Source organism: Pseudothermotoga elfii DSM 9442 = NBRC 107921, assembly GCF_000504085.1.
In the GTDB taxonomy this organism is placed as follows: domain Bacteria; phylum Thermotogota; class Thermotogae; order Thermotogales; family DSM-5069; genus Pseudothermotoga_B; species Pseudothermotoga_B elfii.
Map to the genome: position 1 here is coordinate 1,247,907 of NC_022792.1, position 17,173 is coordinate 1,265,079.

At 37.9% G+C, this 17,173-nt stretch carries 20 protein-coding genes and 1 pseudogene; 10 read left to right on the top strand and 11 right to left on the bottom strand.

What is annotated here, in order from left to right; translation table 11 throughout:
- The 5 genes from TEL01S_RS06030 to TEL01S_RS06050 are packed head-to-tail and all read right to left on the bottom strand — an operon-like array spanning position 1 to position 1,266.
- Positions 1-198, bottom strand: coding sequence for a hypothetical protein (locus TEL01S_RS06030; protein ID WP_028844013.1), 198 nt, complete (start codon positions 196-198; stop codon positions 1-3).
- 45 nt (positions 199-243) lie between these two features.
- Complete coding sequence (locus TEL01S_RS06035; protein WP_028844012.1) at positions 244-612, bottom strand: RNA polymerase sigma factor; 369 nt, start codon at positions 610-612, stop codon at positions 244-246.
- Entirely contained in the window at positions 591-836 is a 246-nt protein-coding gene (locus TEL01S_RS06040) for a hypothetical protein (protein WP_028844011.1), read from the bottom strand. The genes TEL01S_RS06035 and TEL01S_RS06040 overlap by 22 nt, the downstream gene beginning before the upstream one ends.
- A 12-nt stretch (positions 837-848) precedes the next feature.
- On the bottom strand, positions 849-1,058 hold the full coding sequence (locus tag TEL01S_RS06045; protein ID WP_028844010.1) for a DUF2922 domain-containing protein: 210 nt from the start codon (positions 1,056-1,058) through the stop codon (positions 849-851).
- A gap of 13 nt (positions 1,059-1,071) precedes the next feature.
- Complete coding sequence (locus TEL01S_RS06050; RefSeq protein ID WP_028844009.1) at positions 1,072-1,266, bottom strand: DUF1659 domain-containing protein; 195 nt, start codon at positions 1,264-1,266, stop codon at positions 1,072-1,074.
- A gap of 470 nt (positions 1,267-1,736) precedes the next feature.
- Here TEL01S_RS06050 and TEL01S_RS06055 point away from each other — a divergent pair, with 470 nt between their 5' ends.
- The 6 genes from TEL01S_RS06055 to TEL01S_RS06080 all read left to right on the top strand — a co-directional run bounded on the left by TEL01S_RS06055 (position 1,737) and on the right by TEL01S_RS06080 (position 7,945).
- A complete protein-coding gene (locus tag TEL01S_RS06055; RefSeq protein WP_232504342.1) occupies positions 1,737-2,027 on the top strand; it encodes a hypothetical protein in 291 nt (96 codons plus the stop codon).
- Entirely contained in the window at positions 2,011-2,409 is a 399-nt protein-coding gene (locus TEL01S_RS06060; RefSeq protein ID WP_028844007.1) for a putative toxin-antitoxin system toxin component, PIN family, read from the top strand. The genes TEL01S_RS06055 and TEL01S_RS06060 overlap by 17 nt, the downstream gene beginning before the upstream one ends.
- A 485-nt stretch (positions 2,410-2,894) precedes the next feature.
- Complete coding sequence (locus TEL01S_RS06065; RefSeq protein WP_028844006.1) at positions 2,895-4,091, top strand: glycosyltransferase family 4 protein; 1,197 nt, start codon at positions 2,895-2,897, stop codon at positions 4,089-4,091.
- The gene (locus tag TEL01S_RS06070; protein ID WP_028844005.1) at positions 4,088-5,380 is read left to right on the top strand and encodes a glycosyltransferase family 4 protein; all 1,293 of its coding nucleotides are present in this window, start codon (positions 4,088-4,090) and stop codon (positions 5,378-5,380) included. Before TEL01S_RS06065 ends, TEL01S_RS06070 begins: the two co-directional genes overlap by 4 nt.
- A 12-nt stretch (positions 5,381-5,392) precedes the next feature.
- On the top strand, positions 5,393-6,496 hold the full coding sequence (gene glf / locus TEL01S_RS06075) for a UDP-galactopyranose mutase (protein WP_028844004.1): 1,104 nt from the start codon (positions 5,393-5,395) through the stop codon (positions 6,494-6,496).
- Positions 6,497-7,945, top strand: a complete 1,449-nt coding sequence (locus TEL01S_RS06080; RefSeq protein WP_051366187.1) for a flippase — start codon at positions 6,497-6,499, stop codon at positions 7,943-7,945.
- 198 nt (positions 7,946-8,143) lie between these two features.
- On the opposite strand, the gene TEL01S_RS06085 is transcribed toward TEL01S_RS06080, so the two are convergent.
- Positions 8,144-9,538 (bottom strand): ATP-binding protein, encoded by a 1,395-nt coding sequence (locus TEL01S_RS06085; RefSeq protein ID WP_028844003.1) that lies wholly within the window; start codon positions 9,536-9,538, stop codon positions 8,144-8,146.
- 255 nt (positions 9,539-9,793) lie between these two features.
- Between TEL01S_RS06085 and TEL01S_RS06090 the strand changes: the two genes are divergently transcribed.
- From TEL01S_RS06090 to cmr1, 3 genes are all read left to right on the top strand, one after another.
- The gene (locus tag TEL01S_RS06090) at positions 9,794-10,951 is read left to right on the top strand and encodes an AAA family ATPase (protein WP_012003235.1); all 1,158 of its coding nucleotides are present in this window, start codon (positions 9,794-9,796) and stop codon (positions 10,949-10,951) included.
- Between the two features lie 218 nt (positions 10,952-11,169).
- Positions 11,170-11,484, top strand: coding sequence for a DUF7508 domain-containing protein (locus tag TEL01S_RS06095; RefSeq protein WP_012003236.1), 315 nt, complete (start codon positions 11,170-11,172; stop codon positions 11,482-11,484).
- A gap of 36 nt (positions 11,485-11,520) precedes the next feature.
- Complete coding sequence (gene cmr1 / locus TEL01S_RS11145; protein ID WP_228369053.1) at positions 11,521-11,691, top strand: type III-B CRISPR module RAMP protein Cmr1; 171 nt, start codon at positions 11,521-11,523, stop codon at positions 11,689-11,691.
- Between the two features lie 11 nt (positions 11,692-11,702).
- Here the strand turns inward: cmr1 and TEL01S_RS06100 are convergent, their stop codons facing one another.
- The 5 genes and pseudogenes from TEL01S_RS06100 to TEL01S_RS06120 all read right to left on the bottom strand — a co-directional run bounded on the left by TEL01S_RS06100 (position 11,703) and on the right by TEL01S_RS06120 (position 15,532).
- The gene (locus tag TEL01S_RS06100; protein ID WP_028844002.1) at positions 11,703-12,107 is read right to left on the bottom strand and encodes a putative toxin-antitoxin system toxin component, PIN family; all 405 of its coding nucleotides are present in this window, start codon (positions 12,105-12,107) and stop codon (positions 11,703-11,705) included.
- Positions 12,108-12,109: 2 nt separating this feature from the next.
- Positions 12,110-12,892 (bottom strand): nucleotidyltransferase domain-containing protein, encoded by a 783-nt coding sequence (locus TEL01S_RS11150; RefSeq protein ID WP_028844001.1) that lies wholly within the window; start codon positions 12,890-12,892, stop codon positions 12,110-12,112.
- 187 nt (positions 12,893-13,079) lie between these two features.
- Positions 13,080-13,340 (bottom strand): annotated as a pseudogene (locus TEL01S_RS06110) (ATP-binding protein); the annotation flags it as partial.
- Between the two features lie 272 nt (positions 13,341-13,612).
- Positions 13,613-14,989 (bottom strand): ATP-binding protein, encoded by a 1,377-nt coding sequence (locus TEL01S_RS06115; RefSeq protein WP_028843999.1) that lies wholly within the window; start codon positions 14,987-14,989, stop codon positions 13,613-13,615.
- Between the two features lie 345 nt (positions 14,990-15,334).
- A complete protein-coding gene (locus tag TEL01S_RS06120; protein ID WP_028843998.1) occupies positions 15,335-15,532 on the bottom strand; it encodes a hypothetical protein in 198 nt (65 codons plus the stop codon).
- A gap of 198 nt (positions 15,533-15,730) precedes the next feature.
- On the opposite strand from TEL01S_RS06120, the gene TEL01S_RS06125 reads away from it, so the two are divergent.
- The gene (locus TEL01S_RS06125; protein ID WP_028843997.1) at positions 15,731-17,050 is read left to right on the top strand and encodes an ATP-binding protein; all 1,320 of its coding nucleotides are present in this window, start codon (positions 15,731-15,733) and stop codon (positions 17,048-17,050) included.
- The last annotated feature ends 123 nt before the right edge of the window (positions 17,051-17,173 follow it).

A 17,173-nucleotide genomic window follows, 5' to 3' on the forward strand; every position in this document is an offset into this window, starting at 1 on the left:
TCAAAACACTTTGAAAAGTAAGGTTTGGCTTTGAAAAGCAATTACCTTCACCAACCTCTTTCCAACAGAAAAAACCTGCCCTCTGGTATCTTCATAACCAAAAGATTGAAAATACACAAAGTTCAAAGTTGATCTCACAACCATTTTGCTGGCGTTCAGGGATAAATGTTTTTCTTTGCTGTTCAGAAACTTTGGCAAATGAAAAACCCCCTTCGAAAAGGGGGTTTTGCTTTCAATCTTTATTCACATGTACTGTTCTAAAATATCTTCTTCCATAAAACAAAGCTGCATTTTTCTGTCTTTCAAAAACGTAAATGGGCTGTTGTTACTCCACGGTGCATATTCTCCGTTCATCATAGATTTCAATTTGTATCTGATCACTTTTTCCAAATAACCTTCAAAAGAACCTTTTTCAGGCTGCCAGATATTGTATGCATAGATAAACAAATACTGTATTGTCTGGTACAAATCATTCCATGAATCAATCTTATAACAATACTTTTTCCAGAACTCTTTACAGATCTTTTTCAGCAAAGGCTGGTATTTTTCAAAATACTCTTCAAAAGAGGAGGGATGACCCCTCCTCGTTCTTATGCTGCCTGCTTTTTCCATAAAGTTTGGTTTAGGAAATCCACTAAATTGTCGATCATGAAATCAAGGACATAATCAAGGACAATATCTGGTATAGGCAGCCTTATGTTGAAATCATCCAGAAAATCGAAAACCATTTTTTTGACTTCCTCTTTCTTGTTTACTCCATCTTTTGGCCTTTCTACAAGAAACACTCCCAAAGACACGATCCTTCCAATAATTTGAAAAGTCTCAAACAGATTCATTCAATCACTTCCTCAGAGTAAGTTGAAAAATTCATTAGAGGTTGTTTCTACTATCGCTGCTCTGTCTTTTACATAAGTACTTGGCACTACTCCAAGGCTTATGAACGTATCCATTGCATCTGAAACTTGCTGGCTTGTTAGATCTTCTTTTGGTGACTGGATAGTTATCCTTCTTCTTTTACCTTCTACTTGGTCCACAAAATCAAGAAACAGCCTTTTCATTTTTTACACCTCCTTACATAACCTGTGTGGTGACTATCAAATAAACTTCCTGGACAGTGTAGTTTGTAAGAGCAGCTATAGTCTGAGCTATTTGCATAGCCTTTGTGGAATCTACAGAATCTTCTACATCGATGTTGTTTCTGCGCAGGATGGGACGACCTGTTTGTGACAGTTCACCAGTGTTGTAAACAATTCTAAGTTGCTTCACTATAACACCTCCTTAAATTTTTTGGGAGCACCCGGGTGTTCTTCCCACTATATAGTATACGAATGAATACGTTATGTAGAATACCCCTTCCTTTGAACATCACGGTAAAAATAACGCTTTTCTGGAAGAAACTCTTTATTCAAGCCTGTCTTGGAACTTAGTTAAGGCTAATGAAGGACAGTAATGTGTTTGTTCTTTATTCATGCCTGTTTCAGCAAACGTACCAATCTGGTTAAAATAAAATGTTGTTGGGGATAACACCAGTAGGGGTAAAAAATAAAAATCTTGAGTATAGGCTTTCTGAACCTGGAAAGATATATTTTGTATGATAGAACCTTTTAGTGAATTTCATTGAAGTGACTCTTTATTTTCAGGGGGTTAATGAGATGTTCAAGAGACAAAACATAATCCATATTTGTTGTCTAAGGTACTGAATATGGTATGATTAAAAGTAGGATATAGGAGGTGATATGATGCGTGCAATACGTTATGTAAAAAGTAAAGAAATACGTTCCAACCCTGCTATTTTGTGGAAAGAAAATGAAACCATCATTACTTCAAATGGAAAGCCTATAGCAATTGTTATTCGTATTGAAAACGATCTTGATATAGAAAGTAATTTAGCCGCATTTAGGCAGGTAAAAGCCATGAGAGCAGTTGAAGAAATGAGACTTATTTCAAAACAAAAAAATTTGGATAAACTCAGTGATAAAGAAATAGAAGAGATAATCGATGAGGTGCGAAATGAAGGTAGTCGTTGATACTAATGTAATAGTTTCTGGAATATTGAAACCAGGAGGGCTTCCTGCTAAAGTTTTGAATTTAGTGCTTTCAGGAAAACTATTGATATGTGCTGACAGTAGGATAATTAACGAGTATAGAAATGTGTTGTTGAGAGATAAGTTTGGATTTCCAAAAAAGTTAGTTGATGATTTAATTGACTTCATTGAATCCACGGCGATTTTAGTGTCTCCACCGCCGGTTTTGCTGGATTTAATAGATGAAGGTGATTTGCCATTTATAGAAGTAGCTTTATTCACAAACGTGCCAATAATTACTGGAAACGAAAAGCATTTTCAAGCAATTGATGGTTTAACAATTTATACCCCTAATGACTTTTTAAAATTATACAAATCAAGATAAACAGACTCTGCAATTACGCTCTATGTTGGCAAGTTTTAAAGTCAACTACCCACCGCTTGTAAAGGCGGAGGCTTGAAAAGCCTTAGTTGACTACCCTCAGCCACACAAGTGGCTACGTTAGACAGGTCATGACACCCTGGAATGCTGCTCAAGTTCCAGGCTCTGTCGTGCAGGTCTAAACAGTCCTGAGGGGTGCGGCAGACATAACAAACCTGCCTAAGATTGGGGATGAGTACCTTTGAATATCACAGTAAAAATGATGTTTTTCTGGAAAAAATCCTTTGTTCAAGCTTGTTCTGGAACTTAGTTAAGGCTAATGAAAGATAATGAGGTATTTGTTCTTTATTCATGCCTGTTTCAGCAAACGTACCAAGTTGGTTAAAATAAAATGTCGTTGGGAATAACGCAAAAAGTTCATTTCTGTGTTATCTATGTGGTAGAATTTCTTTGGTAAATTTAATTCAAGTCTTGTTGGGGAGAAAAAGATGAAAATTTTAGTGATCACAAATCTTGCACCAACCAATAGTAACCCTATGGCCGGAATATTTGTGGTGAAAAGGCTTGAGCAATTTACAAAATCTGATGTTGATTATTCTGCCGTATCGCTTGGGCTTGAAGACAACTGGGCCATAAAACTGGCAAGGAAAATACTGAAGAAAAATCCTGGCACACCTCTGAATCGAATGGGAAAAGTGGAACTTACACCAATTTTGATTCGGCGCAACCTTTCAAAGGCAATTTTGTTCAAAACAGGCTTGATATCTTACTATGGATTAATAAAAAAATATTCAAATAGAATAAAATCACTCCTTGAAGTCCCCAAATTCGACCTCATACATGCTCATGGTATGTACTCAATTCCTGCTGGAGAGATTGCATATCTTTTGGCAAAAGAATACAATAAGCCTTTTGTAATAACATTGCACGGTAGTGATGTGAATTTGCTAATGCCAAAAAGAAAAGAAAGATACATTGCGATCCTTGAAAACGCTTCAAAATGTATCTTTGTGAGTAAAGCACTTCTTGAGAAGGCAAAATCTTTTGGATACTCTGGAAAAAACGCGGTTGTGATACCAAACGGGTATGATCCAGAGGTCTTTAAACCAATGGACAAGGATCATGTGAGAAAGGCACTTGGAATATACAGAGAAAACACACATTACGTTGGTTTTGTTGGAAATCTCATACCCATAAAGAGGGCAGATAAACTGCCTGAGATATTCAGAAAAATAGCTAAAGAACTTCCAAACATCAAATTTCTAATCGTCGGAGATGGAGCGCTAAGAGATAAAATACTAAAAGAGATGAAAGGACTTGACGTTGTTTTTGCTGGAAGAGTGCCACAGCTGGAAGTTGCAAAGTACATGAACGCAATGGATGTGATGGTTCTTCCAAGCAGAAATGAGGGATGGCCATGTGTTGTGCTGGAAGCCCAGGCCTGTGGAACGTGTGTTGTTGGAAGCAGTAGTGGTGGAATTCCAGAAGCAATAGGCTTTGAAGAATACGTGGTGAAAGAGGGAGAAAACTTCGAAGAGAGGTTTGCCAGAAAAGTGGTTGATGTTCTGAAGAAAGGCTATGATAGAAACAGGTTGATAGAAAGAGCAAAAGGATTTACGTGGGAAGAGATAGTGAAAAGGGAGATAAAGATTTATAGTTTGATAAGGGGGAAAAATAAAAAATGAAGGGTTTGATTTTTGCTTCTTTTAAGTTACTACCACGAGCAGGAGGACCATCTACTTATCTTTATAATCTGCGACAAGGACTTGAAAGAACACAAATAAACGACATATTTATAATAAGTGCCTCTAAAGAGTCCCACATAAACGGAAGAAAGGAGATTAAGGACAGATATTTAGCATTTTCCATAAGAAAATGGCTTAAATCTACTTTATTAAATATCTTCCCTAGTGCGCTAGCACAGTTATACATCATTAACCATAAAATAATATTAAAACATACTGCACATAAGCAAATCATAAAGGTGTTGATGGAATTAACGGAGAATGATATCAGATTTATTCACTTTCATAGTGTATATGATATAATGAGTTTTTTCATAGTAAGGAAAAAATTACCCTATCCTTTTTCCGAAACACCAGTCATTTTAACATCTCATTCCCCTGAAGCAACACATCGCGAAGTAATAAATCTTATCCAGGGTAATTTTCATAGATTGTTGCAAAATGATATATCAAAAGAACGTAAATTGGAAAGATACATAAATAAATTGGAAAGATACTATCAAATGATCGATTTCCTAGCTTTTCAGAATAGTGATTACCTGATGTTTCCTTGTGAGGAATCCACTGAACCTTATTTTGAAACCTGGAAGGAATTTGAAAGATTGTTTTCTCAAAAAAAGGTATTCTATGTACCAACAGGAGTTGAAAGACTACCGGTATTTGAAGAAAGAGATTTTATCAGAGAAAAGTACAACATACCAGTAGATTCATTCGTTGTAAGCTACGTTGGTAGGCATACAAAAGTGAAGGGATATGATCTTCTATGTGAAGCAGCTGAGGAAGTGTGGAAAAAAAATTCCAGTATTTATTTTCTAATTGCTGGGAAACAGGAGCCTTTAAAAGGACCGAAAGATAAAAGGTGGGTAGAGGTGGGTTGGACAAATGATCCAGGCAGTATTATCAATGCCGCAGACGTTTTTGTATTACCTAATAGAAGGACATATTTTGATCTTGTTTTATTGGAAGTGATGTCTATTGGAAAGCCTGTTATTGCATCAAAAACAGGTGGCAATAAGTTTGTTGCCAGACAGTCCGAAGGAGTACTTCTTTTCGAAGAGCTAACGCCACGAAGTCTTGCACAGAAGATATTAGAAGTAGCTTCTTGTTCCAAAAGTGTTTTGGATAAACTAGGCCAAAAAAACTTAGAAACATACGAACGATTTTACACAGTAGAACTTTTTGCAAAACGGTATAGAAAAGAAGTCGGAAAACTATTTTTTGGAGAGTGAGGTATATTTACGATGACGTTCAATTTCATAGTTGTAGGTTCCGGCCTTGCTGGATCCACAGCGGCACGAATACTAGCAGAAGCAGGACATAAAGTTCTTGTAGTCGAGAGACTCAAACACGTGGCAGGACACTGCCACGACCAGAAAGACACAAACAACATCACCATTCACACATACGGCCCACACATATTCCACACGAACAACAAAAAAGTTTGGGATTTTGTCAACAGATTCGCTGAGTTCCACTACTACCAGCACAGAGTGCTCAGCTATGTGGAAGGAAAATTTGTGCCATTTCCAATAAACAGAGACACAATAGCGCAGATCTTTGGAATAGAACTTGCCACATACGAAGTGGAAGAGTTTCTGCAAAAAGAAGTGAAGAAATCAAAATACAACGACCCACCAAAGAACTTCAGAGACGTTGTGGTTTCACAGGTTGGAGAAAGACTGTACGAACTCTTCTTCAAAAACTACACGATCAAGCAGTGGGGAAGAGACCCTGAAGAGCTCCTTCCGGATGTAGCAAAAAGAATCCCTGTCAGAACAAACAGAGACGACAGATACTTTTCGGACAGATACCAGGGCATACCAAAAGAAGGGTACACGAAGATGGTGGAGAGAATGCTCGACCATCCAAACATAGCCGTTCTTCTTGGAGTGGACTACTTTGAGATAAAAGACGAGTTGAAACCAAAGCTCACCGTTTACACAGGAGAACTGGACAGGTTCTTTGACTACGTTCATGGAAGACTGGAGTACAGATCTTTGAAACTCGAGTTCAAGACGCTGGATGTAGAGTACTATCAGCCCGTTGCGGTTGTGAACTATCCAAACGATTACGACTGGACCAGGGTGACAGAATACAAGCACTTTTTGAACGAAAAGAGCAGCAAAACCACCGTGTGCTTTGAATATCCCCTCCCTGAAGGAGAGCCCTACTACATAGTCATGACACAGGACAACATGAAAAAGAGAGACCTTTACATGAAGGAAGTGGAGAAACTTGAAAGAACGGGTGAGTTCATCTTCGTTGGAAGACTTGCCGAGTACAGATACTACAACATGGATCAGGTGATCGAAAGAGCGATGGAGAAGATAAAACAGGTGATATGAATGGGAATAACCAGAAACTATTTGTATAACGTTCTTCTACAAATCTCCAACATTTTGGTTCCTCTCATAACAACTCCCTACGTAACACGTGTTCTGGATCCTTCTGGTTTTGGAATAGTTTCTTTCGCTAATTCAATAATTCAATATTTTATACTCTTTGGAACGCTGGGCCTGAATTTGTACGGTAACAGATTGATCGCTTACGTTCGTGATGATAGGGAGAAATTATCAAAGACTTTCTGGGAACTGTTCTGGCTGAGGTGTATCACAGTTTCAATTGCCAGCGGTGCTTACATTATTTTCCTGCTTCTTCTTAAACCTTCATTTCTGGTAGTTTATCTGATTCAGATATTGAACCTACTAGCTACTGTTTTAGATCTTTCTTTTTTATTCATGGGCATAGAAGAGTTCAGAATAGTTTCTCTGAGGGGATTCACTGCTCGTTTGATAACAGCTGGGCTGATATTTGTCTTTGTGAAAGAGAAAGATGATTTTGTAATCTACACATCAATCAGTGCGCTTGGTAATTTGATAAGTCAATTGATAGTGTGGAAATTTCTGTTTCGGCATATCTCAAAGGGAATATCGCTATCCATAAAAGGGTTATTCAAGCACCTGCCTGGTTCCTTGAAACTCTTTGTGCCATTGATAGCCATTCAGGTGTACACAATACTTGACAGGACCATGCTTGGTATTTTGTCTTCGAAAGACCAGGTGGGAATTTATACACCGGGTTTAACCCTGGTTAAGACAGCCCTTTCTTTAATTACAGCTCTTGGGACAGTTATGTTGCCAAGAATATCAAATCTGGTTTCCAATCGAAGAGAAGATCTTATAAAAAACTATGCTGTCAAGACTTTCGGCTTTGTAACGTACGCAGGGCTTTTCCTAACGCTGGCACTCTATTTGCTAACTCCAGATTTTGTTCCGATATTTTTTGGAAAAGAGTTTCAACCAGTTCTTCATGTAATAAAGGTAGTATGCCCAATTGTCTTATTCATATCGTGGAGTAACTTTTTTGGAATACAGCTCATGGTTCCTATGCAACTTGAAAAAGAATTCACACTTTCTGTTTTTATTGGCGCTATTACCAATTTCTCCCTAAATCTATTTCTTATATCAAAGTATGGTGCTATCGGTGCTTCTATTGCAACTGTTTTTGCAGAGTTCCTTGTAACTCTATCACAGATGATGTTCATAAGAAAAATCATAGATGTTCCTGGGCTTCTGAGAAATTCCTGGAAACATTTCCTTAGTGCTTTTGGAACTCTGGTGATTTATCTAACCATTAACAGATGGATATCCTTCGGTGGAAGTTTTTCTTCTTTATTGATCAACGGTGTTTTACTCACAGTTTCATACATGCTCATCGAAAAACTTTTAAGAAGCGAGATCAACGAACTTGTTTTGGGGAAAGTAAAGATATCTCTCAAGAAAGTATTCCACTAGTTTACAATTTTTTCGATGAGTGCCCCTTGCAGGACAAAAAAGAATATTCCCTTTCTCTCATTCTTCGGAACCTTCCTACAAAATTCCCTAATCTTTTCTTCTCTATCCGTCACAGGGATATTTCTTATCTTACTTCTCTACAGAGACGAGATGATCTATCTGAAAAACCATTTCAAAAACCTGCACAGGTAAAAAATCTCAATCAGCCTCCACCAGGGCCAGAAACAGCCATGCGGGAATACCTACGATACCTTCGTCTTTGAAGATGGTATCCTGGGTGATGAGAATTCCTTTCCCGAACACCCTTTTCATGCCAGTATAGTCGGATTTGTTTATCCTGCTCTGGTACTTCACTCCGACTGGAATCAGGGTTCCTTCATGGTTGTAGATGAAATCGATCTCGTTTCCTCTCTCTGAATACCAGAAGAACGGCCCGTCGTAGAGATTCATGCCGTGGTGGATAACGTCAGAACCTTTCAAAAGATGCCTCAGCGTGAACATCTCTATGAGTTGTGGAAGTTTGATTGTTTTCCCACTGATGTCAGATATTATATCGGCAATCACTTTATCGATCGGGTAGGTCTTTTTTTGTTTTTTGGGTCTGATGGTCTTTCTGGAAATATCGATGAAGAAGACGTTCATGAGTATAAAACTGTAGCCCAGATATTCGAAGTATTTCTGAATCGTATCAACACTTTCCACGGTACCTGTGAAAACGTCAACCAGGGAGTTCCAGGAAAATCTCTGACCAACGATGTCTGGAAGTTTTCTGAATATCTCCAGCAAGTTTGTTCTTGCCCTTAGATATTTTTCTGCGTCTCCGAGAATGAAGTCTTTGTACACGTTCTTTGTCGTATCGGTGATTCTGCCTTTCCTCAGAAAATCATCTATTACCTTTGGAAAACCTCCTGTGTTCAGGTACTTCATGAAGTGCTCTTTTAAAAAAGCGTTTCTAAGGTATAGTCTGTTCAGATCGTTAATGGTACTTTCGAGAATTTCTTCTATCGTTTTTCTTTCAACTTCAATTCCTGAACTTCTCAGAAATTCTCCGAACGTGATGGGAATGTAAACCAGGTCTTTTCCATGACCCTTTCTTCCTGGAAGTCTTTCACTGGACCTTTTCAGGTCGTAAGCGGAAGAGCCTGTGAGAACAACAAGGCAGTCGTCGAGCAAGCCGATATCTACAAGATACTTCAACGATTTCTGCCAGTCCTCAATGGTGGTTATCTCGTCAATGAAGATATACCTGATCTCTCCCTGTTTTCTTTCGAACATCTGAAAGTAAACCCTCACAGTTTCTATCAGATCGAACCTGTCTTTTATTCCATCACACGTGAAGAAGAATATATTGGATGGTTTCACACCATCTTCGATCAACCTTTTGATGTAGAGTTTAAGGAAGGTGGTCTTCCCTATCTGACGAGGCCCTCTTATTGTGTATATCCCGGGTTTGTTCGGCGGAATCTTCCTAAAGAGATTTTCTGGGAAGTATTTGAATTTGCTGTTTTCAAACATCGATATGTGCCAATCAGTGTTTATAACCTCCAGATCTCGCCACCACGGATTCATAATGTAAAGCTCGTCCATCCTCACTGCGAACCACTTCCTGGAGAGATATCATTTCATTTCACCATATTCGTGCGAATTTTTCTATTTCATTCGATAAAAACGTACGATTTTATCGGATCTGTTCGATAAATACCGACGTGTTTGATTTTCAAGTCACATCTACCTGTGAAAGCTGTCGAACCTGTCCGGTGTCTGTCGAGTTTGTCGACGATGTCGAGATGTAGATAGGAATTTGTAGTATAATCTAAACAAAACAGAAAACAGAACAGGGGTGATTTTGTGAAACGAACAGTAGCCGATCTTTTGAGTGTTCTGGTAGACAGACCGCTCAGAGAAGGTGAATCAGAATATTTGGTGGACAGGGCCAGAGAGATAAACTATCTGAATTCAATAGCACTTCATCAACCTTTTGGGATTGTGGGTGTTTCTGGAGAGACAGGCATTGGAAAAACTACGGTACTCAACTTTGTGAATCCAGAAGGAGTCTTCACGGTCAGGGTAAACATTTCGCTCAGAGACTCCATGGAGAGCATACTCTACGATCTTTTACATAGCCTGGCACTTTCCCTGGAGAAGGTGGAGGGAGTGTCAGATCTTGCAAAAGAGGTTAGAAAGTGGATAACAGATGAAGTTTCAACCATAAAGGGCTTTTCCCTTGGTGTTTCCTTTGGTGTGAACGCCAGCCTGACACACGAAAAGTCGATTAGGCCAAGGTTCAACTTCTTCGAAGCCAGAGAAAAACTCGGAGAACTGATAAAACAGACGGTTCAGAGAAAGGAAAAATTCCTTCTGATCATAGATGAACTGGACAAGGAGAAGAAGGAAGACGTTCTCAGGGTGATAGATTCGATAAAGAATTTCATCATCATGGAAAATTTCGTTGTTGTTCTCTCTCTTCCCTTTTCGATATACCGGGAGTACGCCGCCGACAGACTGAGATGGAACGAAGCAGGAAATCTGGAAAACATATTCACAGACATCGTTTTTGTTGAACCTCTGAAGAAACTTGAGATCAAAGAGTTGATCATCAAAAGACTTGGATCCTACATTGAACTCATCGAAGACGAAGTGCTCGATGTAGTGGCCGATTTTTCCGATGGAAACCCAAGAGATGGTCTGTGGATACTGACAAAGGCAATCTACAACAATATTCACAAAGAAAGGTTGAGTAAAGAGGATCTAATCAACTCGATCAACAGAACGATAGCAGAGTACACCGGATTAACCCTGAGCCTGACAGAAAACCAGAAAAAGGCCATCCGAGTCCTGAGAGGTTCTGTTTACTCCAGAGAAAAGATCATAGAAACACTCCAAAAAGAAGGCTTCAAGCGAACAACGGCGTATTCAGTCATGGATCAACTCCTTCAAAAGCGAATACTCCTTGCTGAAAAAGAAGGTTACAGGATCTCTGGAAAGTTTTGGTATGTGGAGATTTGACGGTTTGTCGAATCCGTTCAGCCTCTGTCGAGTTTGTCGACGATGTCGAGATAGAGTGAGATCTAGGACTTTTCGTATCTTTTTTGTATAACCCTGTCGATTATTAACGTTGTCAATCAGTGTTTTTGAAGAATGGTGTTATTTAGAAATTCAGAACAAATTGTAACATTATTTAAACATAAATCACTGAGATAATTCAAGTGAATTAACTGCAGGGGGTGAAGCGAATAAAAGCAAGGGAAATTCAAAAGAAGTGGAGTCCCTTTAAAGAAGAGAAGATTAAAGACGTACCAGATGTATTTGGTGTGTATGAACTGGCAGATGAAAATAGAGAAATTGTTTACATTGGTCATGGAAAGCTCAAAGAGCGTCTTAGTGAGCATTTTAGAAAAAAGACCTGTCCAGGGGCAAGGTTCTTCAGGTATGAAAAAACATCTAACAAAGAGAGGGCTGAAGAGAGAGAAAAAGCCCTGCTGAAGAGATTTGAAAAGGAGAACAAAAGACTGCCAGAGTGCAACAAACGGCTTGGTTGATCTTTTCTAATAAGTGGAGGGGATATAGTCATTCAAATTCAGGCTAAAACCCCTATATGGACAGGAAATATCGATTCAAAAAGTGATACTATTCAGCCAACCGGAATAATGGGTTCCCTCCGATGGTGGACAGAAGATCTCCTCAGAGGTATGAATGATTTTGCGTGTGATCCCACTGGCAAAACAATATGCCCTGGTGATGAATAAGAAAGAGCTTTTCAAAAAGTGTGTCTAATGAACTTCTCAATGAACTCAGAGGGAGTGTATATTTCTATTCCCTTCACGTTCTCGAAATGTTTTCTGTTTCCTGTTATGATAGGTGCTTTTGCTGAAAAAGCAACTTCCAGAAAGGGAAGATCGGACTCGTCGAGTGGATCTATTCTAAGAGGTGATGGTACTACAAATACAGACTTTCTTTTTATGAAATCCAAGAGTATTTTCACATACTCCTTAGGAAAAGAAAACTTTGGACTTAGAAGAACTCTTTCATACTCATCGTATATTCTGGAATCAATACAGAGTATGAGCTTTCCATCCAGGACAAGATTGAGAATATGGGCAGGTCTGCCGTGTGGATTTATGATTCCAGATACCAAAACATTTGTGTCAACAACCACTTTCATTTCTATTTCCTTGCCTCTCTTACTATCTCTTCGATTTCATCCTCTGAGAGCTTGTCCAATCCTTTTTCCAGTGAGAACAACCGTAACTTCTCAACTGCCATTTGAACTCTTATTTTTTCCATGAAATCCAGAATTTCCTTTGGATCACCATCGATTTTCATGACAATAGCCTTTGGTTTCCCATTCACTGTGATGACTGTTTCGTTGTCTTTCCAGAGCACAGCCGGATTGTTCCTGATGTCTCTACTTGAAACAAAGCGCATATCATCACCTCCACTAAAATCATACGATATGTCCCACAACATGTCAAGCAAAACGTCATAATACTTCTGAGACAGCCAGTTCCTCAAGTGCACTGAATCCTTTTGATGTATCATGATAAACCCAACTCGAAATCTTGAAAACCTATGGCTTCCCGCTTCAACCCGTGATGGCTCGTAAAACTCTCTTGGGGTTCCGCCGCCTCTGAACCATTCACCACAAACACGCTGAATCCGTAAATTCATCTCCATTACGTAGAAAACTGCGCCTTCTTTGCGATGTTCGATAAAAACGCACGAATTTATCAAATTCATTCGATAAATACCGACATGTTTGTATTCACTCAGAGAATAGACGTGGAGTTCGAGGCCTTTCAACCTGATGGTCTTTTTCACTATTTTGTAGGCATCTTCTCTGATTGGGTCATCATAAACTACAAGCAGATCGACATCGCTGAAGGCGGTGAAGTTCCCTTTGCGTATGAGCTGAAGAGCGCCACGAATCTGAGACGATCTTTTCGGCATAGTTCACCAACCTTTCGGCTTCGATTCTGGAAGATTCAGAAGGAAGGCGAGAAGAAAACATGACCAGTTGTAGAAACTGTGTCGTTTCGGCTTTCACTGGGCCTTCTTCTGAGATCATTTGAAAGATTCCTTATGGGCTGAGAGCTGAGAACAGAGATTTCTTTGAACATTGTGAAGCCAAAGGTCGCTATTCGTTCCCTTCAAACACCGCAAAGAAGAGCCACGCCGGGATCGCCACGATATTTTCGTCTCTGAAGATCGCATCCTGGGTGATGAGAATTCCTCTGCCGAATACCCTTTTCATTCCAAGGTAGTCAGATCTATGTACCTTGTTCTGGTATTTCACTTCGACTGGAATCAGAATTCCTTCATGGTTGCAGATAAAACCGATCTCGTTTCCCCGCTCTGAATACCAGAAAAACGGCCCATCGTAAAGGTTCATACCATGGATGATTATGAATTACTGGTTGAAAATATAAGAAAACACAAAGATGAATTCATCTGAAATGAGGAAAAAGAAATTTTTGTATTTTGTGACCGACGGATGATAATTCCTTGAATGCACTTAAGATAATGAAAAGTGTATTTTTTCTGTTAAATACCTCCGTTATATATTTATTTCGAATGGGGAAATACTGCGAAGAATAACCAGGCAAGAGGAATCGATCAAAAAAGGGAAAGTAACGCATAGTTCAAGTCAGATAATTTATTTATAAGAATTTATAAGAAAAGTAAAAACGATTCAATTGGAAGTGCAATTATGCTATCTTTTTTTAATACAGTCTTTTTTGTCACCAATATTCCCCTTTGAAATACTTTTTTCATCGAAAAATAATCAGATGGAGAAATATTGTTTTGAAATTTAATTTCTATGGGTAAAATCTTATTTCTTAATTCGATTAGAAAATCTATTTCATTTCCTTTTTGTGAATACCAAAAATATGGACCGTTGTACAATATCAACCCTTCGGATAAACTTTTTGAATATCTTAAAAGGTGAGTAAAGACAACTTGCTCAATTTTTGTTGATAATTTAATTTCAGTATTTGTAATGTTTTCAATTACAGATGTAATAACCAAATCGACAGGATAAATCTTTTTCTGCTTTTTAAGCTTAATTGTTCTTTTAGAAAAATCATAAAAAAACAAAATCCCAAAAAGGAAATTAAAACATAATAAATTGAAATAATCTTCAATTGTATTTTTCGAACTAATTGCCTCTATATCGTTTGAAAGTGAATTCCAAGAAAAACGTTGACCTATTAAATCAGGTATTTTAAAAATCAACTGATTCAATATCAACCTCGAGCGATTGAATCTTTCAATATCACCATACAAATAATTCATATATGTATTCAAGATTTCTTCTGAAATAATATTATTCTCAAAAAAGTCATTAATCACTTTTGGGAAGCCTCCAGTTGTGATATATGTTTTAAAATCGTCTTTGAATCTTAAAACTCTCAGATTTGCAGCTTTTAACTCTTCCTCATTCATTTCAAATAAATCTTCTAAGTTATACTCAAAATCAACGTTGTATTTTTGATTAATATATTCTCTGAATGTAACTGGCAAATACACGATGTCTTTTCCAGATCCTCTTCTTCCCGGAAGTCTCTCGGAAGATTTTTTCAAGTCATACGAAGAAGAGCCCGTTAAAACAACAAACGAGTTTTCCAACTTTCCAATATCATATAAATATTTTACTGATTTTTGCCAATTATTCACACTTGAAATTTCGTCAAGGAATATGTATGACTTGTTGTTATTCCTTCCTTTCATCGAAAAATAGTCCAGCAAAAGCTGTGTAAGCTCATTTTCATTACTTATCAAATCAAGTGTGGCATAGAAAATATTTAGTGGATTGACCTTTCTTTCGATAAGGTCTTTTATAAGCAATTTTAATATGGTTGTTTTCCCAATCTGCCGAGGACCTTTTATTATGTAAACCCCGTTTTTGTAATTTTTCAATTCATCCATAAAATCAGGTATGTGTTTGAATTTGCTTTTTTCAAAGTTTTTTATATGCATATCGATATATATTAATTCCTTGTCTTCCCACCATGGATTTTGTCTATAAACATACGAAAAGTCCATATTTGTACCTCCTGAGCAAATTATATTATAGCATACAGTCAATCAAATAACTAAATAAGTCCCTATTTAGTCATTAAACTGACTATATTTATACCAATTCAATCATAGCAATGAGGCATTGAAAAAAAGAATTTAAAAGTATGAATTTGCAAACTTGTATTTCTTTAGTTTTTGTAGCGTGATACTAAGCAAGATTAGTATAATTTATTAGTATATTTTTGATTTCGTATAATTATTTTAGGACCAACATGTTAATCCTTTCTTTTAGAGGGGAGATACAACATACAATTAGGCATACGGAGAACCGGGAGAGAAGGAATGTAATCGATAGAATCCTTCTGGCCATTACCATAACATTCCAAGCATCCATAGAGGAATTACATTTCTCAGAGGAAGATCGATATCATCTCTGAGCACAAAATCACTTAATTTGGATGACTTCTTTTTTCCACCGATCTCCAATTTCATACCCTCAAAGATAAAATCTCCATCCTGTTCATTTTTTGCAGCCCAGATCTTTCCTTTTTCTTTCAAGGCAAACACGCTGAAGGCTTCTCTTTAAAGGGCTCGGAAGGAGTAAGTCGTTTTACCACCTGCCAGCATTCTTCGGGTTTTTTGGTAATTTCCCAATTTTTGACCTGCATGAAGGTCAAAATATTCAAAACTTGACCTGCTTATAGGTCAATATGCTACAATGGAGTAGAAACAAGTTTCTGGAAAAATATTTGGAGGCTGTTCAAGATGAAACGCGAAGAAATACTATCGGTTCTTATAAGATGGAATATATGGGGAAAGGCGAGAAAGGGTGAGGCGATCCCAAGGGAATCGATTCAAAAGATAGTATCCCTTAAAAATTACCACGGCGCTATTGTGATAAAAGGACCACGCAGAGCGGGAAAATCAACTCTCCTGTACCAACTCATGGAAGATTTCTCCAAGGGGGGCGATCCAAAAAGCTTGCTGTATGTGAATTTCGAAGATTACGCTTTTTCTTCGGAGAAACTCGTTCCAGCGGTGCTTGAAAGTATTATCGATGCCTACAAACAAGAGGTATATCAAGGAGAGAACTTTCTTTTGTTTCTCGATGAAATTCAAAATGTGGAAAATTGGCATAGGTGGATTCGAACTGCGATAGATTCCAATTTGGCGAAGACTATCTTCGTGACGGGATCGTCTTCGAAGCTTTTATCCGGTGAATTGGCGTCTTTTTTAGCTGGAAGGCACGTTGATTTTGAGTTATTTCCTTTTTCATTCAGGGAATATGTAGCTGCAAGGGGATATGGCTTTACAGATAAGTTTAAGTTGATCTCTGAGAAGAACATTTATCTTTCGCTTTTGAAAGATTATCTTATGTACGGTGGTTTTCCAGAAACAGTTAAAAACACAGAAAGAGAAGAAGTTATCGGCAGAATTCTCTCACAGTACGCAGAGGATATTGTTTTAAAAGATGTGGTGGCAAGGTACAGTGTGGAAAATGTAAAGCTTTTAAAGGCGCTATCAAAATTCATCGCTCAGAATATAGGTAACAGATTCTCGGTTAGAAGGATGCAGAAGTATTTTGAAAATATTTTTGCGGAGAAATCCTCCACGAGTACAATATCGAATTACATCTCATATCTGGAATCTGCTTACTTATGCTTCGAAGTTCCAAAGTTTGATTATTCACTTAAAGAGCTTGTCAGAAGTCCGGTGAAGTACTATCTGATAGACACAGGTCTAAGGAATGCGATATACCCTTCATTCAGTCCTGATCTTGGAAGATTGTTGGAGAATGCAGTCTATTTGAAGTTAAGAAATATGTACGAAGGAGTATATTACTGGGAAGAAAAGAACGAAATTGATTTCGTGTGTAGAAAAGGAAATGATCTGGTATTGTACAACATTTCGTATGCTTCAAAAGAATCTGAGATAAAAGAAAGAGAACTAAAAGGTTTTATAGAATTCCCATCCCCCGTGGCTGAAAGATACCTCATAACCTGGGATTTATACACCGAACTTGTCTGGAATGATTTGAAAATAAAGGCTTTACCTGCTTATCTTTTTTTGCTCAATTTTGATTGATTTAAAACTTTCTGCCAATCGATGAATCTTGATTTTGGGCTATCTGCCATAACAATCGTCTTCTTCTAAATAACTTCGATGAAAATAATTAAGCAAATTCATTTGACAGAAAAGTAAAAATAT

Bases quoted from the DNA above. Each gene is read 5' to 3' on its own strand.
- TEL01S_RS06100 (WP_028844002.1), bottom strand. From the start codon at position 12,107: ATGAAAGTGGTTGTTGACACAAATGTTTTGGTATCTGGAATCATAAAT.
- TEL01S_RS06065 (WP_028844006.1), top strand. From the start codon at position 2,895: ATGAAAATTTTAGTGATCACAAATCTTGCACCAACCAATAGTAACCCT.
- TEL01S_RS11150 (WP_028844001.1), bottom strand. From the start codon at position 12,892: ATGCCGAAAAGATCGTCTCAGATTCGTGGCGCTCTTCAGCTCATACGC.
- glf (WP_028844004.1), top strand. From the start codon at position 5,393: ATGACGTTCAATTTCATAGTTGTAGGTTCCGGCCTTGCTGGATCCACA.
- TEL01S_RS06045 (WP_028844010.1), bottom strand. From the start codon at position 1,058: ATGAAAAGGCTGTTTCTTGATTTTGTGGACCAAGTAGAAGGTAAAAGA.
- TEL01S_RS06035 (WP_028844012.1), bottom strand. From the start codon at position 612: ATGGAAAAAGCAGGCAGCATAAGAACGAGGAGGGGTCATCCCTCCTCT.
- TEL01S_RS06125 (WP_028843997.1), top strand. From the start codon at position 15,731: ATGAAACGCGAAGAAATACTATCGGTTCTTATAAGATGGAATATATGG.
- TEL01S_RS06080 (WP_051366187.1), top strand. From the start codon at position 6,497: ATGGGAATAACCAGAAACTATTTGTATAACGTTCTTCTACAAATCTCC.
- TEL01S_RS06060 (WP_028844007.1), top strand. From the start codon at position 2,011: ATGAAGGTAGTCGTTGATACTAATGTAATAGTTTCTGGAATATTGAAA.
- TEL01S_RS06040 (WP_028844011.1), bottom strand. From the start codon at position 836: ATGAATCTGTTTGAGACTTTTCAAATTATTGGAAGGATCGTGTCTTTG.
- TEL01S_RS06055 (WP_232504342.1), top strand. From the start codon at position 1,737: ATGATGCGTGCAATACGTTATGTAAAAAGTAAAGAAATACGTTCCAAC.
- TEL01S_RS06070 (WP_028844005.1), top strand. From the start codon at position 4,088: ATGAAGGGTTTGATTTTTGCTTCTTTTAAGTTACTACCACGAGCAGGA.
- TEL01S_RS06115 (WP_028843999.1), bottom strand. From the start codon at position 14,989: ATGGACTTTTCGTATGTTTATAGACAAAATCCATGGTGGGAAGACAAG.